The following is a 26,562-nucleotide window of genomic DNA, read 5'->3' as shown; positions in this document are numbered from 1 at the left end:
TTTTGAACAAGATTAACAAGCATCTGCTACTCGAAATTCCGCTGGTCTTCACGATTCTTTTCGTCACCACGCTGTCCGCACAGGCAGACCAGGGCGATATCCTCGCGCGTGTCCGGGCGATCAGCATCCAGCCTGACGTATCGGCAGGCGGCACACTGGGCACGCTTGGCACAGGCGTCAAGAACGCAGTGGTTCCCGAGCTGGATTTCGTGTACATGGTGCGTCCGAACATTGGACTGGAACTCATTCTTGCGACCTCGCGCCACCAGGTGACATCGAATGCGGGCGCACTTGGCGGCGTGAACGTGCTTCCACCCACGCTGCTGCTGCAGTATTACTTCAATGCAGCGGGCAAGATTCGGCCTTATGTGGGCGCCGGCCTGAACTACACGCTGTTCTACAACAACGGACTGCATGCCGGCGATACGCCAGTATCGATCAAGAACTCGAGCTTCGGTCCGGCGATCCAGGCCGGCGTGGATGTGCAGGTGGCGCACAACCTGTTTGTGAACGCCGACATCAAGAAGATCTGGATGCGCACCGATGCTTACGCCGGCGGAGCGTCGCTTGGTTCGCTCAAGATCGACCCGCTGATTGTGGGTATCGGTGTGGGCATGCGGTTCTGACCGGCGGGCCTGCTCGCTGGAACTTCTGATGTATTTCACTGCCAACCGTAAGAAGGAACAACGCGCAGCAGTGCGTGCTGCGCCCCAGATTCAGGGGAACAGCGAGACGAACTTCTCGCTCATTTGACGTTGAAGGTCCCATATGTGTTACAGCGAACAGATATATAGCGAAGACTAAAGCATTAAGGAGTGGAGATCATTTTCTCGGACCAACGTGATGGACGAGATCCCCTGGAAAGAAGGATTCAGAGCCGGCCGTCTAGGGCTTTCTCTAGACGCTTGTCCTGATTATCCGGAAGCCGAATTCTGGAACTGGTACTGCGGGTATCTAAGCGGCCGGCGCAAACCTTTGCGCGTTGTCGGCGAGAAAAGCACTCCGTCGAATGTCACGATCTCATTGCCTCACACCAAAATCATTTAGCCGCTTCAAACACACGCCTGCGAGCATTGGTCACAAGAGATGAGTGCTCAGGCGTAAGTCGTGCCTGAGACGGAAGTCGTCCTGCGCCGGGTCAGCGGCGCGGACGTCCGCGTGACATCCGTCAAAGACGGCAGCCGATGGACGGACAACACGCGTCTTGACGATACCTACCGGCGCGGCCGCGTGCTGCTGGCCGGCGATGCCGCGCATGTCCATTCGCCGTTCGGCGGCCAGGGCATGAGTCTCGTTCCTTCAATGGAACGCGCCAGTCAATAAGAAGATGTTCCGCTCACCGCAGCGGCAACATGGTCACACCGACAATGATCAGTACAACGCCGCCGCAGCGTTTGATCAACAGCATGCGGTCGTTGGCGCAGATCCTCCGATGCAGCAAATGCGTTGCGACTGCGTAACCCGACATGACCAGCACGACCACAGACGCATCGATTGCGAGAAGCGTGCCGAGTTGCGGCAGCAATGCAGCGCGCACATCGACGAGTTGCGGGATCACGGCGGCGAAGAATCCGAGCGTATTTGGATTCGCCGCCGACACCGCCGATGCTTCCAGGAACAACACCGAACGCCGCTTTCGCGGGCTTGCCACAAGTTGCGGCAATGCACCCGGCTTGCGCCTCACGACAAACGCCTTGGCGCCGAGATAGATCAGATACGACGCGCCGGCAGCCCTGAGCACGATTAGCAATAGCGGTGATGTACTGAGCAGCGCGCTGAGCCCTAGCATGATGGCCGTCGCCATCGCAACGCGTGCGCTCAGGTTCCCGGAAAGCGTGAACGCCGCCGATGACAAGCCGTATCGCGATGTGTTTCGAACCATCAGCAACGCGTTCGGCCCGGGCGAGCCTGTGGCTGCGAGCGTCGCGGTGGCGAAGGCGATCCACGCTCCGGCCGGCACTTCAGTACTCACGCGAAATAAAGGGAGCCGGTGAGACTCTGGCAAAGCTGCATGACAAGCAGGATGACATCGCGGCTCCTCGTGACTGGATGCGGTGGGCGAGCCTCCACGAGTGACATCGATGGAATCGCCTGACCGTGAATTCATTGTTGTCGATTGCTTCGGACGGTCACAGTCTCATTGCGCGGCCCTCCGTTGGGAGGGACTGCGCCAACGGATCTGGCCTGCCCATAGTGAGGACTGTTCGGACTCTGGATTTATTCCCGCGCGAGGCCTCGCCGCGCTACCGGAGTAGGCGACAGGCTTGCGGTGCAAGTCGCGTGTGGGGCGTATGCGTTGGCAAGGGGAAGTAGTTGCCGATGCGGATCACGGCCACCTGCCCTGACTGATCTCGACATCGAGCCCTCTCGTTGCAGACTAAAGCGAGCGTTTGATTGGAATGACGGTGCTTGTGGATGACGTGGAAAGGGTGGACCGTTAGTTGCTTTTTTGTCCTACGTTCCTGTTCCGAACCTTTGCTCATCTGGCAACAGAAGCCCGATGAGATCAATCCAAAATACCGCCGCTCCGCCCTGCAATCTTCGAATGCCGCGTTATCGTGAGTTGCTTTACGCCCCATTGGACAAGCATTGCCACTACCGCCGCCTCGGCAAACGCAACGACCGGGCGCTGGTTGAGCAACGAATACGAAAGCAGCAAACAAAATGCGGCGAACGAAAACCTGCCAAGGACCATGCCCCGAAGGAGCGATATGACGAAGGCCGGCCCATGAGCACGGTGAGACGAAACCGACAGGACAATCCCGAGCAGCGGAAAGACTGCCAGCAACCCGCTCCAGGTAGCACCGACCCATCCAGACAACGACGTGACCAGGACCGTCAGCACCGCGCCGGCCGCCATTCTTCCTATGAGATCAGACCGGGAAAGCGGTGCGCCGGCCGCGACCGCTTCGCTGCGTGGCAAGAAGGACTGGCCGAAGCACACCGCAGCGAACGCAGCCGTAGCGGCCCACAAGGGTGAAGTTGGCAACATCGACAAGCCGTACGCCGATACGAACCACGCGATCAGTCCGGCAACCAGGGCGACTGGCCACGAGCGCGAGCGGCAGGTCCATGCGTAGGCAAAATTGAATGCTTCCGATGCGAGGATCGCAGACAGTGAAAGCGTCGCGGCATGCGCCCCGAACGCTGGGCCATGCTCGAGCACAAGAAGGTAGAGAATCGGGCCCGCTACTACAGGCAATCCGGCCAGCCAGCCGGCGATTGCCGGCCCCCACCATTTGCCTGACATCGAAACGACAAGCAGGAACAGCGGGACAAGCGTCAGTTTGAGCGTAAGCATGCCAGGATCGAACGGACTTAAAGTGGGATCTTACCCTTGTCCAGAGATCGCCCATCCCGGTGTCTGGCTTCTTCGGTTCTTACCGGGTTCACATCGGAGAAAAAATGAGCAAGAGTGAAATCCCGTTTCTCAACGAATGAACGAGCGACGTTACGACAAAACCCCGGCGTCGCCGGGTTTGCTCGACCACGAACACAAAACCCAGCACGACACCGATTGGAAAGGTAGTAAGCACGTATTTCCAGTTGTAGTTATGCAATCCGGCAAACAAGGCCGCAGACAGCAAAACAGCCAGCCAAGGGCCGGCGCCCAACCGGTTTCGAAGCAGCGTAATGCAGCCCCACTGGTTAAACGCCGTTTCGATCAGCGGGGCGAATACGCAGACAAAAAAAATCAGATAAACAATGCCATGCGATTTCAGATCCGGCCCTCCCAACTCTTTTTGCGGATAGAACAGGTCGCCAAGATAGCCGATCGGCCAGGGCAAAACCTCCGTCGCCAGCAACGCGAGAGGAATCAATACCCAGGTTGGTGTGGAAAGACCAAATCGGAATAAGGTCCCGTTCAAAGGCCGCTGAGTCCCTAAGTCTCTCATTTTTTATTTTCTCTTTTGCCCACGGCTTTTATCTCAAGCGCTCGAACAGTTCCGGATAATCGATGACCAATCCGTCGCTGTCCACTTCCAGCTCTGCTGTAAATCCGCTGTCAGCGCTTTCATATCGGAACCGGCTGCCTGGCTCGATACATGTGTAGATCTGGTCTGCGCGAACGACTTGCAAATCAGGTATGGAAACCCACGCAACGGCAATGCGCTGCTGCATGCCTTTATGCCACGTCAACCGGCGGATTGGCAGCGTATTCGTGAACGGCGTCGCAACGATATCGACATCGACACATCCCTCGATGTCCGGAATCTCGTCGAGTTGTTCGTCCGTCCAGTGGCCCTCCCCATCTCCGTGAATGACCAGCGTCGCTCCGCCGATGACTTGAATCGACAGGAACCGTGTGCGCCAGCTTTTGTCACATCGGAGGGAGTACTGGATTGCATAGGGACGATCGCTGTTTTCCCCGGTAAGCACGCTCTCCACCGAATAACCGTCCGGCTGGCTTTGAAGCACGAGATGCTCGATACCCGATCCGGACTGCATCTTCCATCGTACTTGAGGCATGGGTGTCTCCATGGATTTACGGCGTAACCATAACCCGCCGCCGTCACCTGGAACGGCAATATTTTTCATATTCCGCGGTCGCGCGTGGCCGATGCCCCCGCGTCTCAATCCGCCCGTCACACAGCAAGCATCCCGCTGCAGGCGTAGGCTGTTGGACAAAACAAGGCAAAGCCATTGCTGATTCCCGCACGACGTACTTCCAACCGGAGCTTAAAATAATGCCGACCTACATTGTGTCAACCGCGGCCGATCGGTTCAACGACGAACTCAAGCACCGAATCGCCGATGGCATCACCAAAGCGCATAGCCGCGCCACTGGCGCGCAAGGTTTCTTTGCGCAAGTGATCTTCAACGAAATCCCGGCGGGCAACCACTTCATTGGAGGAAGCCCTTTGAAGGCGGAACAGGCCATTGTTCATGGTCATATTCGTGCGGGACGAACGCCCGAGCAGAAGCGGCAACTGCTTGAATCGATTGTCGAGGTGATCATCAGCGCCACCGCGCTGGAACGCAGGTACGTGTGGGCTTATATCTCGGAACTGCCTCCTTCGCAGATGGTTGAATACGGGCGCGTGTTGCCCGAACCCGGCGCGGAGGAAGACTGGCTCAAGTCGATGGATGAAGCCGATCGCGATTACCTGCTCGGAATGGGCGCCGGCTCGTAACAGCCCCAGAATTTGAACGGCAAGCGCCCAGTGAATACGAGCGCGGTTGCCGATGTCGACGCGCGGGGCGCACGCGAATAACCGCGCTCAAAGCTTGACCGATACTTCCAAGTCTTCGTGCAAGGCTTGCGAGACGTATCGGCCGCCGGATCGCACGATCTCGAGGTACTCGGGACTCCAGTCGGCGTTATCGGCTACGAGCACCGAGCCCGCGTGCAATCGTGGTTCAAGCAACGCAAGAACTCCCGGGTATAACGCCTTGGCGCCATCGAGCAGAACCAGATCGATACTCTCCGGCAATCCATCCGCAAGCGTCTCCAGCGCGTCGCCTTCGCGTACCTCAACGAGATCGCTGAGACCGGCCGACTCGATATTCCTGCGCGCCGCCGCAACCTTCGACGGCTCGAACTCGGCGCTGATCAGCGCGCCGCCGCCGTTGTCCCTCAGCGCCGCCGCGAGATGCAAAGTCGATACCCCAAATGACGTGCCGAACTCGACAACGGAACGCGCCTTCGTCATGCGTGCATACATGTAAAGCAAAGCTCCGGTCTTGCGCGAGACCGCGAGATGAAACTCCTTCGCCCGCGTATAAAACGCCCGGTAATCGGTGGATCGTGCGCTTGCCATCAACGTCGCGCGGTCCTCCGGTGACAGTCCTGCCATCTGCTGCATGAGATGGGCCTGTGATGCGTCGGCATCGGCGAATAGTTGTTCCAGCACGGTCGAGACCGGCGCCTGAATCAGTGTGTTCATGAATGAGCCTCTTAATGGAAATTGACGATGCTGCGCACACGTCTAGAATACGAACAATTCGTCGCATTTACTAATCGCGTTTCGAAAGGCACATCCATGAAGAGCCGGCAAAGCCCCGTCGTATCTGCCCGCAAGCGTCCGCAGCAGGAACGTTCGACACGCCTCGTTGCGGACATTCTCGAGGCTGCAGTTCGCGTTTTGGTGCGTGAAGGCGCACCGCGTTTCACGGCGGCTCGGGTGGCGGAAGCGGCCGGCGTCAGCGTCGGTTCGCTCTATCAATACTTCCCGAACAAGGAAGCGATGCTGTTTCGATTGCAGACTGAAGAGTGGGCCAGGACCCGGGCACTCGTCGGAGGCATCCTCAACGATAAAACCCACCCGGCTCCCGATCGCCTGCGCGCCGCAGTACGCACATTCTTCGATACCGAATACGAGGAAGCCGCGTTTCGCACGGCGCTGGAAGATGCGGCGCCGCTTTATCGCGATTCACCCGAGGCGCAGGCGCAAAAAGACGCGGCGATGAATATCGCGATCGCGTTCATGGACGAGGCGCTTCCCGATCTGGGACCAGACCGCCGCTCGCTGGCCGCCGAGGTCTTGATTACGACCATGTCGAAAGTTGGGGAAGCGGTCTCCATCAAAGCGCAATCACAAGCCGAGGTGAACCGGTGGTCAGCCGAGATAGCCGACATGCTGTGTGCGTACATCGGACAACTGGCTTTGCAACCGTCGCGTTGAAGACGCGCTCCGGGAGCCGGGTAAAATCCTTTCGCACCTACGGGTCTCCCCTGATCTGAATGTATGTCGAAACTCGCGTCGCCGGATCGTCGTAGGGGTATGTCCAACTCCCAATGAAAGGCGATTACTTCATGACAACCGGAACCGTCAACCTGCATCGCGTCTTTCGCGCAACACCCGAACGTGTGTACAGAGCGTTCCTCGAAGCCGATGCGCTCGCGAAATGGCTGCCTCCCTACGGCTTCACATGTCAGGTTCACCACATGGACGCTCGCGTAGGCGGCACGTTCAAGATGTCCTTCCGCAACTTCGGCTCCGGCACCAGCCATTCGTTCGGCGGCGAGTACGTCGAACTCGTGCCGTTCGAGAAGATCCGCTATTGGGACAAATTCGATGACTCGTACCTGCCCGGCCGGATGGACATCACTATTTCGTTGCGGCAGGTGTCGTGCGGAACGGAAATCACTGTTGTGCAGGCAGGCATCCCCGAAATGATCCCCGTGGAGATGTGCTACCTCGGCTGGCAGGAGTCGCTTCTGCAACTGGCGAAGCTGGCCGAGCCCGAGATTCCGGGCTGACCGACGGGATTGGAAGGACTCTTTCGGGGATGTCAGGCGTACTACCCGAAAGAACCTGACTTACTTCTGCGCCCACATTGTCTTGCCGAAGAACGTCAGCGTTCGATCCCACGCCATTTGCGCCCAGACCGGATCGTATTGCGTCCTCGAAATACGGCCCGGTCCCACCGCTGTTTCGTTGGCGAACGCGTGATGCGCGAGGTATCGATGAAACTCGAAATCGACGTTCGCATCGGACAGTTGCTTTTCGAGTTGAGCCACCGTTTCAGCCGGGAAAAATTCGTCCTGCTCGGCCCAGTGTCCGAGCACCGGCGCCTTGATCTTCGATGCATCGACATATTCCAGCGGCGGGAAACCATACCAGACCACGCCTGCCGATACCTCGGCAATATTGCTCAACGCCAGCAGCGTCAGCGCGCCGCCCATGCAGTACCCCGTAACAGCGACGCGCTCGGACTGCGTCTTCAGATATTGCACCGCGCCACGAATGTCCTGGCCGGCGGCATCGCCAAAATCGAGTTCGGTCAGCAGATGGTTCGCCTCCGCCTCTTCGACGGTGGTCTTGCCGCGAAACAGATCAGGCACCAGCGCGATATACCCGGCCTGCGCGTACCGGTCGGCGACACCGCGAATCTGGTCGTTCAAGCCCCACCATTCCTGGATCACGACAATCGCGGGCGCGCCTTCGAGCTTTTGCGGCTTTGCCAGATAACCTTGTATCTCCTGCCCATCGGGGCGCTTAAAGCTGATCATTGATCCTGGTGTCTGTTTCATGACGGGGTCCTCGGTTAAACAGTTCAACGGGTGAACGGAACCGGTAGCATAGCGCTGACAATCGATTATTGCGTGTCTCCCTATTGGCAACATTCTCGAGCCTTATCCCATGACAACTGACGCCTTCACCCCGACCGGCCGCCTACGTGCATCCATCAATCTGGGCAATCCGATCCTCGCCAACGCGGATTCATCGACAGGAAAACCGTTCGGGGTATCGGTGGATCTCGCACGCGAATTCGGCAAGCGGCTGGGCGTGGAAGTCGAGCTGATCGTCTTCGATACCGCCGGCAAATCCGTCGAAGCCGTCGCCGATGAACGCGCCGATATCGGCTTCTTTGCGATCGATCCGGTGCGTGGCACGAGCATCGCCTTCACGGCGCCCTATGTGTTGATCGAAGGGTTTTACCTCGTGCGAGACGCTTCGCCGATTCGCGCGAATGCCGATGTCGATGAGGCAGCAAACCGCGTGGTGGTCGGCAAAGGCAGCGCGTACGACCTGTTCCTCACGCGCGAACTGAAGGCCGCGCAGATTGTGCGCGCGCTGTCGTCGCCCGCGGTGGTGCAGACGTTCATGGATCAGCAACTCGAGGTAGCGGCCGGCGTCAAGCAGCAACTCGAAGCCGATGCCGCAAAGACTTCCGGCCTGCGTTTGCTCGATGAACGCTTCATGGTGATACAGCAGGCAATGGGCACGCCGAAAAGCCGTGGCGAGGACGCCGCGAAATTCCTGGCGGCGTTCGTGGAAGAGATGAAGACGTTGGGGTTTGTCGCCGATGCATTGAAGCGGCACGGAATTGCCGGTGCATCGGTGGCGCCGGCGACTGCATAGGCGCCACTGCCTCTCACGCCCCGAGCAACCCCTGCACTCTGTTCACGATCGCCTCGATGCTGAACGGCTTGGTGATCATCTGCATGCCTTCGCCGAGAAAACCGCCCGGCGCGACCGCCATTTCCGCATAGCCCGTCATGAAAAGAATCCGCAAATGAGGACGCAACAGCTTCGCGGCATCGGCCATCTGACGGCCATTGATGCGTGGCAAACCAACGTCCGATACCAGCAGATCGATGCGCACCGGAGACCTCAGGATCTCGAGCCCCGACGGACCATCGGTCGCCTGCAGCACGGTATAACCCGCGTCCGAAAACACCTCGACGAGCAACCTCCGAACGTCGCTCTCGTCCTCCACGACCAGGATGGTCTCGCCCGAGCTTTCATGAAGCTGCGCGAGCGTGACCGGCGCGTGATCCGGGCTGTCCTCGCGATCGGTTTCCGGGAGGTACAGACGGATCGTCGTGCCTTGCCCGAGCTGGCTCGAAATGGACGCAAAGCCGCCGGATTGCCCGGCAAAGCCATACACCATCGACAAACCCAGCCCCGTCCCCTGCCCGAGCGGCTTCGTCGTGAAAAACGGCTCGAAGGCTTGCCGGACGACATCGGGCGGCATGCCCTCGCCCGAGTCGGTCACGGCGATACAAATGAAACGGCCCGGCTTCAACTCGCGCTGCGCGGCGTGGTGTTCATCGATGCTTTCGTGCGACGTGGAAATGGTCAGCGTGCCGCCGTTGGACATGGCGTCGCGCGCGTTGATCGAGAGATTCAGCAGCGCGCTTTCAAGCTGGTTGGCATCGCAAACGGTCTTGCACGGCGTACCGTCCAGCTTGAGCACGATGTCCACCATCTCGCCGGTCGTACGCCGCAACAAGTCTGCAAGCGATGCCACCAGTTCGTTGGCATCGACCGGTATGGGATCGAGCGGCTGGCGCCGTGAAAACGCAAGCAGGCGATGCGTCAAAGCCGCGGCTTTTTGCGCCGATGACATCGCCATCGAACAATAACGCTCGAGCCCGTCGGTGCGCCGCATGGACACGAGCCGCTGGATGAGTTCCAGCGGGCCCAGGATGCCCTGCAGCATGTTGTTGAAGTCATGCGCGAGGCCGCCGGTCAACTGGCCGACCGCTTCCATTTTCTGGCTCTGGCGAAGCTGCTGTTCAAGCAGGCGCTGTTGCGTCATATCGATACCAATGCCCGTTCGCCGCACCGGCACGCCTTCCAGATCGAAGTACGTGTGGCCGCGGGAGAGCACCGAGCGCACCGACCCATCGGGATGGTTGATCCGGTATTCGAGTTCCAGGTCGCCCGAGCGCAGCAAGCCGCCCGACATGGTGGCGCCGAGCGCCTTGAGATCGTCCGGATGCACGTTGGCCAGGAACAGCTCGCGCCTGATGCCTTTCGCTGCCTGGATTGCATCGATTCCATAGACTTCGGAGATGGCCTCGTCGCAGAAAAACTGGTCGCTCGCCACTTCGTACGTCCACGCGCCGACCCCGCTCACCGCCGATAACGCCAGGCGCGCAAAGTCCATGGAATCGCGCAGCGCGATCTCGCGCTCTCGTTCCTCGGTGACGTCGCGGCCTGTGCCGATCATGCGTTCGTTGTTCGGCTCGGGCGCGAGCTTCCACGCGATCCATCGCGGCGTACCATCCGATGCAATCAGCCGGTTTTGAAAGTGCACCGGGCGACCGCTCGCGCGCATCTCCAGCACCGCGTTCATGGTCGCGCCAACGTCATCGGGATGCATGAACCCGGAGTACGGGCGCGACCTCAGCTCTTCTTCCGTGTACCCGAGCAGGCGGCTCCAGGCATTGCTCGCACGATGAATGCGGCCCTCGTAGTCCGCGCTGACCAGCAGGTCGTCCGTCAATTCCCACAGCCGGTCGCGCTCGGCCGTGCGTTCGAGCATCCGCTGCTCGAGTGTTTCGGTCAGCCTCACCTGCGCCGTGGTTTCAATGCCGACGTTGTACAGCCCGACGATCGCGCCGGATTCATCGCGGATTGGCGTGGCGCTGAAGTCCCAGTAGGTCGTTTCCAGTACTCCGTTGCGCACGAACCGGAGCTGGACCTTGCTGTTTTCGAATCCCGTGCCGTCCTTCATTGCCTGGTGGAAATCCGGCGCGACGACATCCCACGCGGCATCCCATACCTCGGCGACTGGCTTTCCCAGCGCCGCCGGATGGCGGTCGGCAAGCGACGCCGAATAAGCATCGTTGTAGAACATGCACAACTGCGGTCCCCACAGCACCGTGCTCAGAAGCGGCGAGTTGATGCACATGCCAACGGTCAGCCGCAGGGCTTGCGGCCACGTTTGCGGCGTGCCATGTGGCGTATCTTCCCACCGGTACGACCGCATCAACTCCCCGACTTCACCCCCTCCCTGCAGGAAATCGGGGCTATCGAGGCTCAAAACCTTGGTCAAGATTCAACTCCATTTGCTCACGTTCCGGCCGGAACACACGGATTACGTTACTGACAGATACTCACCGACTCGGCACTCAGGATCGGCCGCAGACCGATACTATGCAATATCAGCAGGATTCACCGCGCGTGGGCATTCCTGATGCGGCATCCATAACTTATCGCAATACCCAGACATCTACTCATGCTTAGATTTGAGAACCTCGGCAAACGCTATGCTGACCGCGTCATTTTCGAAGGACTGAGCTATCGCGCCGGCCCGGGATGCATTGCACTGAACGATGATAGCGGCAGCGGCAAAACCACCCTGCTCGGCATGCTCGCCGGGACGATTCCCGCAGGTTGCGGCGATGTGTGGATCGACGGACATTTGCATCGAGATGCTCCGGCCGAAGCAAAATCCGCGCTGGCCTTCATTCCCGATGACTGCCTGCCTGATTCATTGCAAACCGGACGCGCCTACTTGGAGCAGGTGGCGCTGGAGCGGAAGGCGTCAGTCGGGCGTGACGTGCTCGACCTGGCGGAGCGGTTCGGGCTGACGCCGCATCTGGAGAAACGCTTCGAGCAAATGTCGTTCGGCACGCGCAAGAAGGTCTTCTTGACCGCGGCGGTTATCGGCGATGCAAAGGTTGTGATCGCGGATGAACCCGTCGCCGGGCTAGACACCAACGCTCGCGGCGTTCTGGTTGAGCTGTTCGGGATGCTGGCGGAACGCCGTGTGGTGTTTTTTTCGAGTTATGACGCGGCTTTCACGCAAGCATGCAAGGCGCAAACGATTACCTTTGCCGACCTAAACGCTTAGTTCGATACTCTTTCCTTTCTGAAGCACGAGGCTGGGAAAATTCGATGCATTCGTTCGATGCATTCGATGAGGAACCCATGAAAGCAGGCTCCAATTAACGTTGGAATTAGAAATTATCTCGAAAATCGCCGTTCGTAGCATCATTACTGAAATCTGCGTGCCTTCGCCACCCCATGCGCTTCGGCGCTTTGCTCACCACATGAAGCACACGAGGCCCGATTGCCAGCCCTTGGGCTCGTGCTTTGTGTAACGACAGGAAATCAACGGGTTTGAAGGTTAGATTTCCTTGCGTTTTCCCGGTCGATCGATGGACGAACTGATCGTGGCCTTAGCGGTCCGGCGTCGCCGCAAGCGGCTTCGAGATCGTCGCAACGCCCGGACCGGCAGGATCCGGATTGCCGAAGCGCGGAAGGCTGCCATCGGTGCGAGCGCGGTACAGTTCCGCCCGGACCTCCTCGCGACTCTTCGGCCCCGGTGACGATTCCACTACCGGCGCAGGCGCGGGTCGTACAACAGGTTGCGCGGTAGGCTGAACAACTGGCGGGGGCACAATCACAGGTGCCGGCGCATGTGCGGCTTCGGGCACTGACTCGACCATGGACTTTGGTTTCTCGGCTGCCTCGGTGATTGGAGCTGCGGTCTCGACAGGTGTGATCCTGGATGTGTTCACCTCTTCATGAAAGTTGCTGGCTTTGCGCGTGTGAATCGGTGCACGCTCGCGTTTGTCCGGGGTCCGCGTAGCCGTGCGGCTGGTTCTTTTGACCGGGAGCGAATCCGCTCGCTGCGGCGTTGCCGCACCCTTGACAGCTGTCGACGGCGACGCGCTCTGCGTCATGCGTGCATCGAGTTCGTGCTGAAGCGCGAGCGCTTGCCGGTTGTTGATATCGAGCGCACGCGCAGCGCGAAGCAGCACTTCAGCCGATTGAAGATCGTTGCGCTGCAGGCTGTCGCGAACCGCCTGAAGAATGCGCGCCGGCGAAGGATCGGGGCGCACTTCCTTCGACACCGCTCCGGACGCCGGCGCTCCATCAGGCACGCCGCCCGCGGACCCGGAGTCGTCGTAGCCGTCGCTTATGGAGTGATCGTGATGAAGCGCGTTCTGGACGAATCGTGGCAGGTATGAAGTAACCGCAAGCGCGACGACAAAAACACCTGCAAAGACCAGCCTCTTTGGATGAGTGACCATGATGTATGCCCTGTATGGCGCGAACATCCGCGTCCGCCGGACCGCAGCAATGTACGGTCCCAGGAAAGGCTGACAGAGGCGATGTTGATCCGGCCTGCCGTGCGCCGGTGCCCTGCCACGAGCAACCTAATCCATTGACTACGCGCTCGGCTGGCGCGTGGATGCGCCAACATCCAGTCACTTTCAGACAACCTTGGTATGACCATTGGCGATGCAACCGACTCGCACGAGAACCTCCTGCGGCCAACGGCGCAGGCGTTGCTTTATACGTTTTGCACATTACGTTCGGCATGGATGTGCTTTGTGGAACAACTGCTCCTTGATACAGTCGCGTCTAGCGTTTTAGCGGGTATCGCAAGACATATCGCGAAAAGATCGACAAACAAAAAACATCCAATAACCAAGCTTTCAAGGAGGCGCTGCCATAAAACTTTTGCAGTGCCTGCTCCTGGCCGATGTCAGGACGCGAAGGTCGAGATCGCCGCGATCAGCAATTCGGCCGGCAGTGAGTACTCCGGCGTCGTCATCCCGAAGGGTAATCCGCCGCTTCTGGCCGCCATCGACAAAGCACTCGCCAATATCAGAGCGGACGGCACCTACACGCAGATATCGCAGAAGTATTTTGGCAAGAAAGAATGTATCGAAGTAATCTCGCGGTCAGCCCGCGGCTAGCCCCTTCACCCGTTCGTTCCCAGAGATTCGCGATATGCCGGCGTGGCTGCTCCTGTACGCTAAGGATGTCGGCGCTTAAGGAAACTGCATGACATACGACGCGCAAGGGCTCGTGATCTCTACAACCACCGGTGATGAAGCGGGCGATGCATACCGTTTCGCCATCGATGGATACCTGTACTACAAAGCCGACCTCGGTGCGCGTCTTGCCAAGCTGCTTGCGCAAGACCCCGGGTTCGTGATGGCCCACGTGCTGACGGGCTACTTCGCGATGATGCCGCTCAACGCTTCACATCTCGGGACCGCCCGGCAGGCGCTTGCACAAGCACAACGGTACGCCGTTCACGCGACCCATCGCGAGCGCTCGCACGTTGCGGCACTGGCGCACTGGATCGACGGTGACCTCGATCACGCCCTCTCGGTCTGGGAAGAGATTCTGGCCGCTCACCCGCGCGACCTGCTCGCCTTGCGCGTTCACCACAACACCGCGTTCTGGTACGGGCTTCCGAAACGCATGCTGCACGAAATCACCAAGGTCATGCCGTACTGGAGCGATCAGCTTCCGGGCTACACAACCGTGCTGGCTTGCAATGCGTTTGCCCACGAGGAATGCGGTCAATACAATGCCGCCGAAAAAGCCGGCTGGTCGGCAATCGAGTCGGACCCGGGCAATCTTTGGGCAACACACGCGCTGACTCACGTCATGGAGATGCAGGGACGGCGTGACGAAGGTATTGCGTTCCTGAACCAGCTCGAACCGCACTGGGAAACCGCGAACAACTTCAAGCATCACCTGTGGTGGCATCGTGCGATGTTTCATCTTGAACGGCGCGAGTTCGATCAGGTCCTGGATCTCTACGACCAGCGTTTTCGCGACCTCTCATCACCGTTGCTGCAGGCCGTCCCAGATTTGTATAACGATGTGCTGAACGCAACCTCGATGCTGTTCCGGCTGCAGCTCCACGGCATAAACGCAGGCAACCGATGGGATGAACTCGCGGATCTGGCCGAGGCCCGCATTGGCGACACGCTCGCGGCCCTGACGCTTCCGCACTGGATGTTGGCGCTGGCCGGTGCAGAGCGATGGGAGGCGGCCGAGCGTTTGCTCCAGGGGATTCGCGACGCGGATTCAGTGCAGCGTGGCGAACGCCGGCAGATTCTCAGGGAAGCAGCCTTGCCGGTGAGTGAGGCCGTGTTGCTTCACGGGCGGCAGGAGTACGCAGCAAGTGTCGACGCGATGCTGCCTGCGCTCAGCCAAATGCAGCGGCTTGGCGGCAGTCATGCCCAGCGCGATGTCTTCGAGCAACTGTTCATTGATGCCGCCATGAAGTCCGGACGAGACGATGTTCTGCGGCTTCATCTGAATCGTGCGCTCGCGACGCATCCGGTCGGGCCGGCGGACCGGATTGGTTACGCTGCAGCGGCACGGCACGTCGGGATGACGCAGTTCAAGGTGTGAGACGGCCGCACCCCGTCTTCCACATTTCGCGTCGAACAAAAAACCCTTTGCGCAGGATTGCTCGACGCCATGAGACGTAAGCAATTAGTAATCACTGGAACGCGGGAAATCAAGTAACTGCCAACACTAAATAGGCTCATACAGCAGCACATATAGGCTGCAGGATCGGCAAAAAATGCGCTGCAACAAAAATCCGGTTTTCTGAATGCGCCAAGAGTTCCAGACTTTCGGCCAAGCCAGTCTACAGGGCCGGTCGATCGCCTATGCTTCATTGCAGCATAAAGCCGGTTTGAAGGCGCGCGCGTAAAAATTCACCGCAGCATTTACCAGATTTCCGGACGACACATCTTTCGGTTGTCGTCTCCGCTTGTGCCCGACTACCCGTAATTTGATTTCAAGTAGTAAGCGAGGAGATTATGCCGATGAGCACCCCCGACGAGCTGGCGCACGCAACACATTTTCCGGTAGAGGCACGCGCAGAGAAGAAGCGCGGCGCCATCCGCAAGCGCCTGGTTCGTGGTGTAAAGCGCTTTCTTCCCGATTATGTGTTCGTCATGATCTCGCATCGCAAGAGAGTCGGGCGTTTCCCCAATCTGCGAAATCCCACGACCTTCAATGAAATCGTTCTTGATCGTTGCCTTCATCCCAAACCGGTGTGGACCACGCTGACCGACAAGCTTGCCGTTCGTGACTACGTGGCAAGCAAGGTGGGCGAAAAGCATTTGATTCCCCTCATTGCAGTGCCCGATGTTTTCACGCGGGAAGTATTCGACTCGCTTCCCGCTTCGTTCGTCATGAAAGCGAATCACGGATGCGGATTCGTGAAGGTGGTCCGGGACAAGTCCACGGTGTCGTTCGAGCAACTTAGCCATCTCGCGGATGAATGGCTGGCGACCGATTTTTATCAAGCTTCACGCGAGCGGCATTATCGGCCGATCAAGCCCCGGCTCTACTTCGAGAAGTTGTTGCTCGACAAGAGCGGCATGGTCCCCGCCGATTTGAAAATGAATATCTTCGGCCGCAAGCAAGGCGAGCCGTTCATCTATACGGGCGTGGTCTCCGACCGCTTCGGCAGTCCAAGACATGACTTCTACGACGCGCGCTGGAACCGGCTCGACTTCGAGCTGGGTGGATACCCGCGCAGCGCGGTCCCCGCTCCGCCGTTGCCGAACTGGGACGAGATCGTCAGGATCGCCTCGGTCTTGTCAGAAGGACTCGGTTATGTGCGCGTGGATCTTTATGCGCCGGACAACGAAATATTCTTCGGCGAACTGACGTTCACGCCGGGCGCTGGCGTCTCGCGTTTTACGCCCGACGATCTCGACTATGACTGGGGCCGGTTGATCAGGGAAATGCCGGCATCGTAAGTGACGAATGAAACACGAGCCCTTGAGACAGGCATAAACACCGTGGCGATCGCAAAAATAAATCCTGATAAATCGCGCGTCCATCTGGTGATCCGAATTCAGCATCGATGAGGTTGGACCATGGCAACAGGCCTGTCAGATTCAGAACGTCTGTCTCTTGAAGAAGCCTCAACCGACGAAGGCTTTTCCAGGATTCTCGGCTGGATCGAACATTTTCTATGCGCCCCTAACACCGAGCTCGGAAGGCTCGGGGACGTATGTCCGTTTGCAAAGACTGCCATGCTGAAAAGGTCGGTCGAGTTCTACAGAAATCGTTCCAGCAGCGTTCCGGATCTCCTGGCGGACCTGGAATTGCACATGGAGGAATTCCTGCAAGCCGGCTCGACGCAGGACGTCTACCGTTGCCGGATCATCGTGCCGTGCGGAGTCGACGACATCGTAAGCGCAGTAGAATATGTCCAGAAGCAACTGAAGCCGGCGTTTGTTGAACGGCACCTGATGATTGGTCAGTTCTTTCAGGAATGCGCGGAACCTGGGCTTTGGAACAAGGAATTTCGCCCGCTGCAAGCGCCGGTTCCATTGATTGCCATCCGCAACATGGTGCCAACGGATATTGCGTTCCTATACGACGATGAAAACTACGTGCGCGCATACCTGGAAAAATTCGGAAGGCGCGGAAGCATCGCCCTTCGCCAATTCGAGACTGCAATGGAGGCGCATAAATGAAGTCGTCGAAAGTTGATGTTTTTGCGGACCATGTCTACAGAAACAATATCTTTATCGAGAAGCTCGACCTGGGTTTCTCGCAGTTTTTCCTGAAGTCTCCGACTGGCGATACCCTCTGTATCGAGACCGGAATGCGAGGCGACTTCCCGCTGATGAAGTCGAACTTGCTGTCTGCCGGCATAGATGTCGCAACGGTCAACAGCGTCATTGTTCCTCACTTCGAAGCCGATGAAATGGGCGCCCTGCCCGACTTCATCTCACGCAACAAGAATCTGGTTGCGTACGCTCATCCGATCTGCTCGCATGCGCTTGCGGACATTTTCTCCGTCAAGACAAAACCTTTGAAGGACGAAGTCCCGATCACCATCAGCGGTGAAGTACTCGTTCCGATTTTCGCGAAGCACGTTCACCAGTGGGACGCGCTGGTCATCTACGTTCCTCGGCTCAAGGCGCTTTTCTCATCCGACGTCTTCATGCGGTACGGACCCGTGGAAGAACGCCCGGGCGACCCCGTGCAGGAGATCGTGGCGTCGATAGAAAACTCCGGATACCTTCCGTCCATCGAATACTTGCATGCTGCGTTGAAGAAGATCAAGAAATACGACATTGAATGGATCTTCCCCATGCACGGCCCCGCCATTCACAATAACGTCGCGGCAACCATCGACGGTCTCATTGAGTACTGCCTCAAGGACCGGCATAAGGAAACGGTTGAAGGGTAAAGCGCAGCCGTTTCACTGCGAGAGTTCTTCCAGGCTGCGGTTGAGCGTCCGCGGACCAAACACGCCGACCGCCGTGATCATCACGAGCATCGCCGCGCCGATAAACAACGCCACGCCCATCGTGCCGCCCTCGCGCAGGAAAAAGCCGATCAGCAAACCTGCGAGCGCGGCGCTGACGCGGCTCCATGAGTAGACAAAGCCGATCGCCCGGGCACGTATGCGAGTGGGATATTGCTCCGCCTGGAAACCATGGAAGACAAACGAGATCCAGTTGTTGAAGAGCGTCACCAGCACGCCGAACACGATGATCCAGAGCGGATCGGTCTGCTTCGCAAAGAACATCATGAAGATGCCGATCCCCACGCCCGCGCTGACGATCTGCCACTTGCGCTCCATCTTGTCCGCGATCCAGATGCCGAGCAACGGACCCACCGGATTGGCAAGTGCAATGATGAATGCGTACTGAAGGCTCGCGGTGACGTGAATGCCCTTCGATATCAGCAATGTCGGCACCCACGCGCCAAAGCCGTAGAACGCAATGGTCTGCGTCAGGTTGAAAACAGACAGGACGAGCGTGCGTTTGCCATAAGGCGGCTTGAACAGTTCGGAGAATTTTCCGTCGCCAACGACAGGCTCCGAGCGCTGTGCGGGCGGCAGCTTCGCCATGCCGGCTTCGCGCGCAATCTTCGTCTCCAGGTCACGCATGATGCGTTCGGCCTCGCCCTCATGTCCATGCAGCGACAGCCAGCGCGGGCTTTCGGGCAGCCCGAGCCGCAGCCACCAAGCGGCAATGGCGCCGACCGAAGCGATCGCCGCAACCCAGCGCCATCCATCGATACCAAACGGACTGATCGGCACCAGCAGCCAGCCGAGCAGCGCCACCACCGGCACGATCAGGAACTCGATGAACTGGTAGAACGCAAAGGCCTTGCCGCGTCCCTGCGGCGGCACGAGCTCGGTCAGGAACGTATCGATCGTCACCTGTTCCAGCCCGACGCCGATCGCCGCGACAAAGCGGCAGATATCGACGCCCGCGGCATGCGTCTGGCACGCCATCACGGCGGTCGCGAGCGAATACCAGATGAGCGAGAAGGTGAACATCGAGCGGCGTCCAAGCCGGTCCGCTATCGACCCGAAGACCATGCAGCCAAGCCACATGCCGGCAAACGTGCAGAAGACAAAGAAACCGATACCGTTGATGCCGAAAAAACCCACCGAGCCGCTGCTGAACATGCCGCTCCTGACGAGCCCCGGCGCAATGTAGGCTGTCATGAAGAGGTCGTACAGCTCGAAGACGCCGCCAAGCGAGATCAGGAACACCAGCCGCCAGAGGGTGCGCGTAAATGGCAGCCGGTCGAGCCGCGCCGCCACCTGGCCGGCGTACGTGTCCGCGACGGCGATCGTCGTATCGGCATAGATATCTGTCATCTTCGTCTCCACATGGCGTGCATTTTGCCGCCATGATCTATTTTTTGAGGCGGCGCCGGCATGGCTGCGCCGGTGTACTACGTGTTCATCGGCCCAGCGCGGCCAGTACTGCTTCGCCCATCTCTCGCGTGCCGACTCTCTTCGTGCCCGGCTGATGGATGTCCGCGGTACGGTAGCCATCGGCAAGAACCGAACTCACAGCGCGGCGAATGCGGTCGCCCGCTTCGGGCAGGTCGAACGAAAGACGCATCATCATCTCGACCGAGAGGATCGCGGCCAGCGGATTCGCGATGTCCATCCCCGCAATGTCAGGCGCCGTGCCGTGTACCGGTTCGTACAAACCAAGCCGCCCGCTTGCAAGTGAAGCCGAAGGCAACATGCCGATGGAACCCGTCAGCATGGCGGCCGCGTCCGAGAGAATGTCGCCAAAGACGTTGCCCGTCACGATCACGTCGAACTGACGCGGGTTGCGCATCAGCATCATCGCGGCTGCATCCACGAAAGTGTGTGTCAGTTCCACGTCGGGATATTCCCGGCCGACTTCCGTCATGACCTCGCGCCAGAGCTGCATGGTTTCGAGAACGTTGGCCTTGTCGACGGAGCAGACCTTGCCGTTACGCGTTCGCGCCGCACGAAAGGCTGCGTGCCCGATACGGCGCACTTCGGATTCGGTATATCGCATGGTGTTGACGCCGACCCGTTCGCCGTTCTCTATTGTTACGCCGCGCGGTTCGCCAAAGTAGAGGTCGCCGGTCAGCTCGCGCAGGATCATGATGTCGAGGCCATCGACAATCTCGCGCTTGAGGCTCGAGGCATCGGCGAGTTCCGGGAAGAGAAACGCGGGGCGAAAGTTGGCAAAGAGACCCAGCGCCTTTCGCAGACGCAAAAGGCTCGCGCCCGGGCGCATGTCGAAGGGAATCTTCTCGTCGCCCGGTTCGCCTGCGGCGCCGAACAGGATCGCGTCGGACTTGCGCGCGATGTCGAGCGTCGCCGCCGGCAGCGGATCGCCCGCTGCTTCCACGCCCGCGCCGCCTATGGGCGCATGGCTGATTTCAAGCGCCGCGCTTTTTGGCACGACCGCCTGCAGAACCTTGAGCGCCTCCGCCGTGACTTCCTTGCCGATCCCATCGCCCGCCAGTACAGCAACTTTCATTTCCGGTCCTTTACATGAACGTGATTGAATATCGCGGCGGCACTCAGTACGCGTAGTTGCGCTCGAATGCCTCGATCCGGTCGAGCTGAGTGAGGGTGTAGCCGAGTTCGTCGAGACCTTCCTTCAGGCAACGCTTCTGATAGGCATCGATACTGAATGTATGCGATACACCGTCCGGCGTGGACACGGTTTGCGCATCGAGATCGACGCTTACATGCAGGCCAGGGCTCGCCTCGATCTTGCCGATCATTTCGTCGACGACATCAGCGGCGAGCAGCACGATCAACAGTCCGCTCTTCGATGCATTCGACGCAAAGATGTCCCCCACGCTAAGCGCAATCACCGCGCGCACGCCGTAGTCGTACAGCGCCCAGACCGCGTGCTCGCGCGACGAGCCGCACGCGAAGTTCTCCTTCGCGACCACGATCCTCGCCGGCTGATACGCGGGCAGATTGAGCAGGAAGCCGGCTTTTTCAGAACCGTCCGCGTGGTATCGAAGGTCGCGGAAAAGGTAATTGCCAAAATTGTCCGAGCGCGGTTTCTGCAGGTATCGTGCAGGCACGATTTGATCGGTGTCGCAGTTCGGGCGCGCAACCGGCAGTGCGACCGCATCGAGATAATCGAAGGCTTCCATCAGATTTCCCCGGCAAGCATGGGCCGCACGTCGGTGAGACGCCCGCTCAACGCGGCGGCGGCGACCATCGCGGGGCTCATCAGGTGAGTGCGCGAACCGGGACCTTGCCGGCCGACGAAATTGCGATTGGTGGTCGAGGCGCTGCGCTGCCCCGGCGCAACGGTGTCGCCATTGGTGCCGAGGCACATCGAGCAACCGGCTTCGCGCCACTGGAAACCGGCGTCCTTGAAGATCCGGTCGAGACCCAGCGCTTCCGCTTCCTGTTTGACGAGGCCCGAGCCCGGCACCACCCACGCTTCGACCGATTGCGCGACCTTGCGGCCCTTGACCACGGCGGCAGCCGCCTGCAGATCCTCGATGCGGCCATTCGTACACGAGCCTATGAATGCGCGGTCAATGGTCAGGCCATCGAGCGTCATACCGGGAGTAAGGCCCACGTAATCCATGGTGCGCTGCATCGCGGCGCGCTTCTCGGCATTAGGCGCGTCTGCGGGATCGGGCACGCGGGCATCTATGGGCAGCGCGTCTTCCGGACTGTTGCCCCAGGTGACCATGGGTTGCAAGGTGCTGACATCGAGCGTGATCTCCTTGTCGTACGATGCCCCTGCGTCCGATGCAAGCCCGCGCCAGCGCGCCACCTCCTCGTCCCAGCGCGCGCCTTGCGGCGCAAACGGCTTGCCTGCGAGATAGTGGAACGTGGTGTCGTCGGGGGCCATCATGCCGGCGCGGCCGCCTGCTTCTATCGACATGTTGCAGATGGTGAAGCGGCCTTCCATCGACAAACTTTCAATGACCGGCCCCGCGTATTCGATCACATGGCCGGTCGCGCCGCCCGCGCCGATCTTCGCGATGATCGCGAGAATCACGTCCTTCGCGCCCACGCCCGCAGGCAGCGTGCCCTCGAGCGCAATGCGCAGCGCCTTCGGTTTGCGCTGCCACAAGGTCTGCGTTGCGAGCACATGCGCCACCTCCGTCGCGCCAATGCCGAACGCCAGTGCGCCGACTGCGCCATGCGTGGACGTATGACTGTCGCCGCACACGATCAGCATGCCGGGGCGGCTCAGGCCCTGTTCGGGGGCGACGACATGGACGATTCCCTGGCGCACGTCATCGAGGCCGAAGAAGGTGATGCCGAGACTTTTGGTGTCGTCGCGCAGCGCGTTGGCCATTGCGCGCTTCTCGGGGTCGGTTATGCTCGCAAGATCGCGGCTGCCGGTGGGCACGTAATGATCGGGGGTGGCGAATCCGCGTTGTGGCGCGTGCGCTTTCAGGCCGCGCTGGCGCAGCATTTCGAACGCGGGCGCCGATCCGTCCTGAAGGAAATGACTGTCGACGTAAAGCAGGCTCTGGCCGTCTTCACGCTCGAGGACGTGATGCTGACTCCAGATCTTGTCGAATAGCGTTCTTGGCGCCGGGGGAGTTTGGTTCACTGCGTTGTCTCCGTCTTTACCAGCGTTGTCTTCAGCGCTGTTGAGACGATGATAGGCAGTTCTGTCTCCCGTGCAACGATCGATATATCATGGGCGGCATGAGAAAATCTCATGCGAAATATGCGACGAAAACTTCCTCCTCTCAATGCATTGCGCGCCTTCGAAGCCTCCGGGCGCTACCTGAGTTTCACCGGCGCGGCGAAGGAACTTCTCGTGACACAAGGCGCGATCAGCCGCCATGTGTCGCTGCTGGAGGACTGGCTCGGGGTGAAGCTTTTCTTGCGCACGCATCGGGGCATACAACTTACCCGTAAGGGCGAAACCTATATCCGTGCGCTGAGCAGCGTGTTCGACCAGATCGACTACGCGACGCGAGAAGCGCGTGACGACGCGGACGGTTCGGTCTTGCGGCTGAAGTTGCCGCCCACCTTCGCCATGCGCTGGCTGGTCCCGCGCCTCACGCGATTCAAGTCGCTGCATCCGAAGATCGATATTCAGGTCGTCACCTCTCACGAGCCCGCGAATTTCCGGCGTGAGGATATCGATGTCTCCGTGCATTCCCATCCTTTTCCTCCCGAGGGCGCGGGTCACCGCCGGTTGCTGGGCGAAGTGCTGATGCCGGTGTGCAGTCCATCCTTGCTCGAACGCGGACCTGCGTTGCGAACCCCCAGGGATCTTGCGCATCACACGCTGCTTTCATCGAGGAATCGTCCGATGGACTGGTCGCGCTGGATGATCGAAGCCGGGATGACGGAGCTGGAAAGCGAGGGGCACATTGATTTCGATAACGCGGCGCTCGCATATCAGGGCGCCATAGATGACCTGGGCGTGATGATTGCGGTGCGCGCGTTGATAGAGGATGACTTGCGTAGCGGACGGCTGGTCTCACCGTTTGATCTGCAGGTTTCCACGCCAGGGGCGTATTACCTCGCGTGCTCGCAGGTTGGAGCGAAGTCGCCGCAACTCGAGGCGTTTGAAGCGTGGCTGGTTTGGGAAGCCGTGGACTATGAGCGCGGCTTGTCGGCCCCGGCCATCACCGGTTCACCCCCGCCACAATGAACTCCCTCAACCATCGATGCGCGGCGTCCCTGTGCGACCGCTCATGCCAGAGCATGGCCAGGTCGTAGCCGGGAACATCGACGGGTGCTTCGACCACGCGCAGCGTGCTGACGTTGCGGACCAGCCGCGACGGCATCATCGCGACAAGGTCCGTGCTCGCCAGCACCTGCATCATGAACAAGAAATGCGGTGCGGAAAGCACGACCCGGCGCGTCAGGCCGGCGTCGGCAAGCGCCTCGTCCGTGATACCGCGAAACCCGCCGCCATCCGTCGATACGATCACATGCTCGAGCGCGCAAAATTGCGCGAGCGTCGGCCGGCGCTTCAAACGCGGATGACCCGCACGTCCGGCCAGCACGTATCGCTCGGTGAAAAGCACCCGCCTGTGCAGGCCTTCCGGCGCGCCATCGCTGGTATGAAACGCGAGGTCGATCTCTCCGCGTTCCGCTTGCCGCGCAATCCGCGACGGTGACATTTCCATGATTGCCAGCCGTGTGCCGGGCGCAGCCGTCCGCAATCCGGCCATCGCGGGTAACAGCACTGTGGATTCGGCATAGTCGGCAGCCGCCACGCGCCACGTGTTGCTTGCTTCGGCAGGACTGAAAGGACTCGCCGGCGATACCGCGCGCCCGAGCGCTTCGAGTGCCTGCCGCAACGGTTCGCGCAACTCGTCGGCTCTTGTCGTGGGCCGCATGCCTCGCGGTCCCGGCAACAACAGCGGATCGCCGAACACATCGCGCAACTTCGCGAGATGAACGCTCACCGACGGCTGCGAAAAGTTCAGGCGCTCTGCTGTGCGCGTCACGTTGTGCTCCGAAAGCAGGACGTCGAGCGTCAGCAAGAGGTTCAGATCGAGACGCCTGAGATCATTCATGGCAATACCTGGCATGTTGGATATTCATTTCCACTATACCGGACGACGGTCTACGCTGCTTCTTTCAGCACTGAAGGGTCGAACCATGAACGTTCTTATTGTCTATGCACATCCCGAACCAAAGTCACTGAATGGTTCGCTGAAGGATTTCGCGGTCACACGCTTGGAGAATGCAGGTCACGCAGTGAAGGTATCGGACCTGTATGCAATGAAATGGAAAGCATCGCTCGACGCCAGCGACAGCATGGACGGGCAAGCCTCCGAACGTTTCGACCCCGCGCTCGACTCGAAGCTCGCATTCGAGAACGGCCGCCAGACCAGGGACATCGCAGAGGAACAAGACAAGTTGCGCTGGGCGGATGCCGTCATCCTGCAGTTTCCACTGTGGTGGTTCTCCATGCCGGCAATCCTGAAAGGCTGGGTGGAACGCGTCTACGCTTACGGCTTTGCGTACGGCGTAGGCGAGCACTCGGACAAGCACTGGGGCGACCGTTATGGCGAAGGCACGCTGGCCGGAAAACGGGCAATGCTGATGGTGACTACGGGCGGCTGGGAATCCCACTACGCGGCACGCGGCATCAATGGTCCGATAGACGACCTCCTGTTCCCCATCCAGCATGGGATTCTCTATTACCCGGGCTTCGATGTGCTGCCGCCCTTCGTGATTTATCGGACGGGGAAAGTGGACGAGGCGCGATTCGCGAAAGCGCTCGATGCACTCGGACAACGTCTCGATGCCCTTTGGACCGCCAAGCCGATTGCGTATCGCCGGCAAAACGCCGGGGCGTACGACATTCCCGAACTCACATTACGCGCCGATATGGCGCCGGGCCAAGCGGGTTTCGGCGTGCACATCGAGTAAGCTTTCAATGTCACGCGTGGTCGAGGAACCCCATCAGCTTCAACGCGTTCCGTTGTCCCTGGTCTTCGTAATTGGTGTTGAAGATCACGTGGGTCATATCCACGGCTTTCGAGATCTCGATGATCTGGCTCGCGATGGGATCGAGTTCTTCGTCGTTGTACTCGTAGTGAAATCTCGACGACGACGCCACCGCCCGCTTGATATTCCACGTCTCGTGATTGCGCCCGTGCAGACGGATCAATGCGAGCCCTGGGTGTGTTGTTTCCCAGATGGCCGGAATGCTGTTGCTGAATCCCTGCGGTTCGTCGACCACCACGTTCACCAGTCCGCGCTCGCGCTCCATGGCGAGCGTGGAGTCGCGGCGCTTTGCATCGAACCATGTCTGATTGCGGAATTCGACCGCCATGGTGCAGCCGTCCATGGCGCTCATGACGTCCGCACAATGTTCGACATGGCGGATGCCATGCGGATTGCAGATCACCCACGGCGCAAACTGGAAGTGCACCGCGCCGAGCTTGCCCGAAGCACGTAGTGGTTCAATGGCTTCGAAATACCGGCACCACAATTCCTGCTGCATTTCCGCCGATAAATCCTTGTAGTACAAGCTCGTTTTGCCATTCTGCGGCAGGTGCGGCTGCATGTCGGCGGGAAACATGTCGCGCGCAGTCTGATGACCGGTGAACAACCGGAACGCCTTGATGTTGAACACGAATTCCGGCGACGTTCGCTCAGCCCATAGCACCGAATTTGTCGCGTTTGGCATAGCGTAGTAACTCGAATCCACTTCCACGATAGGAAAAATGGACGCGTAATGGCGCAAGCGCGCTTCCGCGCTCGAACACCCCGGCGGATAAAAACGCTTGCACTTGATGAGCGTGGGATCCGTCCATGACGCCGTGCCGACCAGGATGCTCACCGCACGTGTCCTCTTTAATTTGTTGATCGCATATTGGC

At 59.5% G+C, this 26,562-nt stretch carries 28 protein-coding genes; 14 read left to right on the top strand and 14 right to left on the bottom strand.

Annotated features, from left to right (window positions below):
- The first annotated feature begins 35 nt into the window (after window positions 1-35).
- Entirely contained in the window at window positions 36-626 is a 591-nt protein-coding gene (locus AX768_RS18380) for an OmpW/AlkL family protein (protein ID WP_062002313.1), read from the top strand.
- Between the two features lie 481 nt (window positions 627-1,107).
- On the top strand, window positions 1,108-1,323 hold the full coding sequence (locus tag AX768_RS18375; protein WP_062001541.1) for an FAD-dependent monooxygenase: 216 nt from the start codon (window positions 1,108-1,110) through the stop codon (window positions 1,321-1,323).
- A 13-nt stretch (window positions 1,324-1,336) separates the two neighbouring features.
- Here AX768_RS18375 and AX768_RS18370 read toward each other — a convergent pair whose 3' ends face one another.
- From AX768_RS18370 to AX768_RS18355, 4 genes are all read right to left on the bottom strand, one after another.
- The gene (locus AX768_RS18370) at window positions 1,337-1,972 is read right to left on the bottom strand and encodes a LysE family translocator (RefSeq protein ID WP_172811984.1); all 636 of its coding nucleotides are present in this window, start codon (window positions 1,970-1,972) and stop codon (window positions 1,337-1,339) included.
- A gap of 534 nt (window positions 1,973-2,506) precedes the next feature.
- Window positions 2,507-3,301, bottom strand: coding sequence for a hypothetical protein (locus tag AX768_RS18365; protein ID WP_062001539.1), 795 nt, complete (start codon window positions 3,299-3,301; stop codon window positions 2,507-2,509).
- 88 nt (window positions 3,302-3,389) lie between these two features.
- Window positions 3,390-3,896 carry a CPBP family glutamic-type intramembrane protease gene (locus AX768_RS18360; RefSeq protein WP_082778922.1) on the bottom strand — a complete coding sequence of 169 codons (507 nt, stop codon included), beginning with the start codon at window positions 3,894-3,896 and terminating at the stop codon, window positions 3,390-3,392.
- A 28-nt stretch (window positions 3,897-3,924) separates the two neighbouring features.
- Window positions 3,925-4,470 carry a putative glycolipid-binding domain-containing protein gene (locus AX768_RS18355; RefSeq protein WP_062001537.1) on the bottom strand — a complete coding sequence of 182 codons (546 nt, stop codon included), beginning with the start codon at window positions 4,468-4,470 and terminating at the stop codon, window positions 3,925-3,927.
- Window positions 4,471-4,688: 218 nt separating this feature from the next.
- Between AX768_RS18355 and AX768_RS18350 the strand changes: the two genes are divergently transcribed.
- On the top strand, window positions 4,689-5,135 hold the full coding sequence (locus AX768_RS18350; protein ID WP_062001536.1) for a tautomerase family protein: 447 nt from the start codon (window positions 4,689-4,691) through the stop codon (window positions 5,133-5,135).
- Between the two features lie 87 nt (window positions 5,136-5,222).
- Here the strand turns inward: AX768_RS18350 and AX768_RS18345 are convergent, their stop codons facing one another.
- Window positions 5,223-5,888, bottom strand: coding sequence for an O-methyltransferase (locus AX768_RS18345; protein ID WP_062001535.1), 666 nt, complete (start codon window positions 5,886-5,888; stop codon window positions 5,223-5,225).
- Between the two features lie 96 nt (window positions 5,889-5,984).
- On the opposite strand from AX768_RS18345, the gene AX768_RS18340 reads away from it, so the two are divergent.
- Window positions 5,985-6,626, top strand: coding sequence for a TetR family transcriptional regulator (locus AX768_RS18340; protein WP_062001534.1), 642 nt, complete (start codon window positions 5,985-5,987; stop codon window positions 6,624-6,626).
- A 131-nt stretch (window positions 6,627-6,757) separates the two neighbouring features.
- Window positions 6,758-7,204 carry an SRPBCC family protein gene (locus AX768_RS18335; protein ID WP_062002312.1) on the top strand — a complete coding sequence of 149 codons (447 nt, stop codon included), beginning with the start codon at window positions 6,758-6,760 and terminating at the stop codon, window positions 7,202-7,204.
- 60 nt (window positions 7,205-7,264) lie between these two features.
- On the opposite strand, the gene AX768_RS18330 is transcribed toward AX768_RS18335, so the two are convergent.
- Entirely contained in the window at window positions 7,265-7,978 is a 714-nt protein-coding gene (locus AX768_RS18330; RefSeq protein WP_062001533.1) for a dienelactone hydrolase family protein, read from the bottom strand.
- A 109-nt stretch (window positions 7,979-8,087) separates the two neighbouring features.
- Here AX768_RS18330 and AX768_RS18325 point away from each other — a divergent pair, with 109 nt between their 5' ends.
- Window positions 8,088-8,810 (top strand): ABC transporter substrate-binding protein, encoded by a 723-nt coding sequence (locus AX768_RS18325; protein ID WP_062001532.1) that lies wholly within the window; start codon window positions 8,088-8,090, stop codon window positions 8,808-8,810.
- 13 nt (window positions 8,811-8,823) lie between these two features.
- On the opposite strand, the gene AX768_RS18320 is transcribed toward AX768_RS18325, so the two are convergent.
- Window positions 8,824-11,235 carry a PAS domain-containing protein gene (locus AX768_RS18320; protein WP_155524280.1) on the bottom strand — a complete coding sequence of 804 codons (2,412 nt, stop codon included), beginning with the start codon at window positions 11,233-11,235 and terminating at the stop codon, window positions 8,824-8,826.
- A gap of 183 nt (window positions 11,236-11,418) precedes the next feature.
- On the opposite strand from AX768_RS18320, the gene AX768_RS18315 reads away from it, so the two are divergent.
- Entirely contained in the window at window positions 11,419-12,036 is a 618-nt protein-coding gene (locus tag AX768_RS18315; RefSeq protein ID WP_062001530.1) for an ABC transporter ATP-binding protein, read from the top strand.
- A gap of 328 nt (window positions 12,037-12,364) precedes the next feature.
- Here AX768_RS18315 and AX768_RS18310 read toward each other — a convergent pair whose 3' ends face one another.
- On the bottom strand, window positions 12,365-13,222 hold the full coding sequence (locus AX768_RS18310) for a DUF4148 domain-containing protein (RefSeq protein ID WP_172811983.1): 858 nt from the start codon (window positions 13,220-13,222) through the stop codon (window positions 12,365-12,367).
- A gap of 198 nt (window positions 13,223-13,420) precedes the next feature.
- Between AX768_RS18310 and AX768_RS34475 the strand changes: the two genes are divergently transcribed.
- The 5 genes from AX768_RS34475 (at window position 13,421) to AX768_RS18285 (ending at window position 18,168) form a co-directional block, all read left to right on the top strand.
- Window positions 13,421-13,894 carry a transporter substrate-binding domain-containing protein gene (locus AX768_RS34475; RefSeq protein WP_082778921.1) on the top strand — a complete coding sequence of 158 codons (474 nt, stop codon included), beginning with the start codon at window positions 13,421-13,423 and terminating at the stop codon, window positions 13,892-13,894.
- An 88-nt stretch (window positions 13,895-13,982) separates the two neighbouring features.
- On the top strand, window positions 13,983-15,353 hold the full coding sequence (locus AX768_RS18300) for a tetratricopeptide repeat protein (RefSeq protein ID WP_062001527.1): 1,371 nt from the start codon (window positions 13,983-13,985) through the stop codon (window positions 15,351-15,353).
- Window positions 15,354-15,775: 422 nt separating this feature from the next.
- A complete protein-coding gene (locus tag AX768_RS18295; protein ID WP_155524279.1) occupies window positions 15,776-16,720 on the top strand; it encodes an ATP-grasp fold amidoligase family protein in 945 nt (314 codons plus the stop codon).
- A gap of 120 nt (window positions 16,721-16,840) precedes the next feature.
- Window positions 16,841-17,446, top strand: coding sequence for a DUF6875 domain-containing protein (locus tag AX768_RS18290; RefSeq protein ID WP_155524278.1), 606 nt, complete (start codon window positions 16,841-16,843; stop codon window positions 17,444-17,446).
- On the top strand, window positions 17,443-18,168 hold the full coding sequence (locus AX768_RS18285; protein ID WP_062001525.1) for an MBL fold metallo-hydrolase: 726 nt from the start codon (window positions 17,443-17,445) through the stop codon (window positions 18,166-18,168). The genes AX768_RS18290 and AX768_RS18285 overlap by 4 nt, the downstream gene beginning before the upstream one ends.
- A gap of 12 nt (window positions 18,169-18,180) precedes the next feature.
- On the opposite strand, the gene AX768_RS18280 is transcribed toward AX768_RS18285, so the two are convergent.
- The 4 genes from AX768_RS18280 to leuC all read right to left on the bottom strand — a co-directional run bounded on the left by AX768_RS18280 (window position 18,181) and on the right by leuC (window position 22,813).
- Complete coding sequence (locus tag AX768_RS18280; RefSeq protein ID WP_062002310.1) at window positions 18,181-19,596, bottom strand: MFS transporter; 1,416 nt, start codon at window positions 19,594-19,596, stop codon at window positions 18,181-18,183.
- Between the two features lie 85 nt (window positions 19,597-19,681).
- Window positions 19,682-20,749, bottom strand: a complete 1,068-nt coding sequence (leuB, locus tag AX768_RS18275; RefSeq protein WP_062001524.1) for a 3-isopropylmalate dehydrogenase — start codon at window positions 20,747-20,749, stop codon at window positions 19,682-19,684.
- Window positions 20,750-20,792: 43 nt separating this feature from the next.
- Complete coding sequence (leuD, locus tag AX768_RS18270) at window positions 20,793-21,383, bottom strand: 3-isopropylmalate dehydratase small subunit (RefSeq protein ID WP_062001523.1); 591 nt, start codon at window positions 21,381-21,383, stop codon at window positions 20,793-20,795.
- A complete protein-coding gene (leuC, locus tag AX768_RS18265) occupies window positions 21,383-22,813 on the bottom strand; it encodes a 3-isopropylmalate dehydratase large subunit (protein ID WP_062001522.1) in 1,431 nt (476 codons plus the stop codon). Before leuC ends, leuD begins: the two co-directional genes overlap by 1 nt.
- 111 nt (window positions 22,814-22,924) lie before the next feature.
- Here leuC and gcvA point away from each other — a divergent pair, with 111 nt between their 5' ends.
- Window positions 22,925-23,872, top strand: coding sequence for a transcriptional regulator GcvA (gcvA, locus tag AX768_RS18260; protein WP_082778919.1), 948 nt, complete (start codon window positions 22,925-22,927; stop codon window positions 23,870-23,872).
- Here the strand turns inward: gcvA and AX768_RS18255 are convergent.
- Entirely contained in the window at window positions 23,847-24,746 is a 900-nt protein-coding gene (locus AX768_RS18255; RefSeq protein WP_062001520.1) for a LysR family transcriptional regulator, read from the bottom strand. The genes gcvA and AX768_RS18255 overlap by 26 nt on opposite strands.
- Window positions 24,747-24,831: 85 nt before the next feature.
- Here AX768_RS18255 and AX768_RS18250 point away from each other — a divergent pair, with 85 nt between their 5' ends.
- Window positions 24,832-25,608 carry an NAD(P)H-dependent oxidoreductase gene (locus AX768_RS18250; RefSeq protein ID WP_062001519.1) on the top strand — a complete coding sequence of 259 codons (777 nt, stop codon included), beginning with the start codon at window positions 24,832-24,834 and terminating at the stop codon, window positions 25,606-25,608.
- 10 nt (window positions 25,609-25,618) lie between these two features.
- Here the strand turns inward: AX768_RS18250 and AX768_RS18245 are convergent, their stop codons facing one another.
- Window positions 25,619-26,524, bottom strand: a complete 906-nt coding sequence (locus AX768_RS18245) for a DUF72 domain-containing protein (RefSeq protein ID WP_062001518.1) — start codon at window positions 26,522-26,524, stop codon at window positions 25,619-25,621.
- Between the last annotated feature and the right edge of the window lie 38 nt (window positions 26,525-26,562).

Source organism: Burkholderia sp. PAMC 28687 (assembly GCF_001577465.1).
Classification (GTDB): Bacteria; Pseudomonadota; Gammaproteobacteria; order Burkholderiales; family Burkholderiaceae; genus Caballeronia.
Note: the sequence above shows the minus strand (reverse complement) of the source record. Positions and strands in the feature narration are given on the sequence as shown.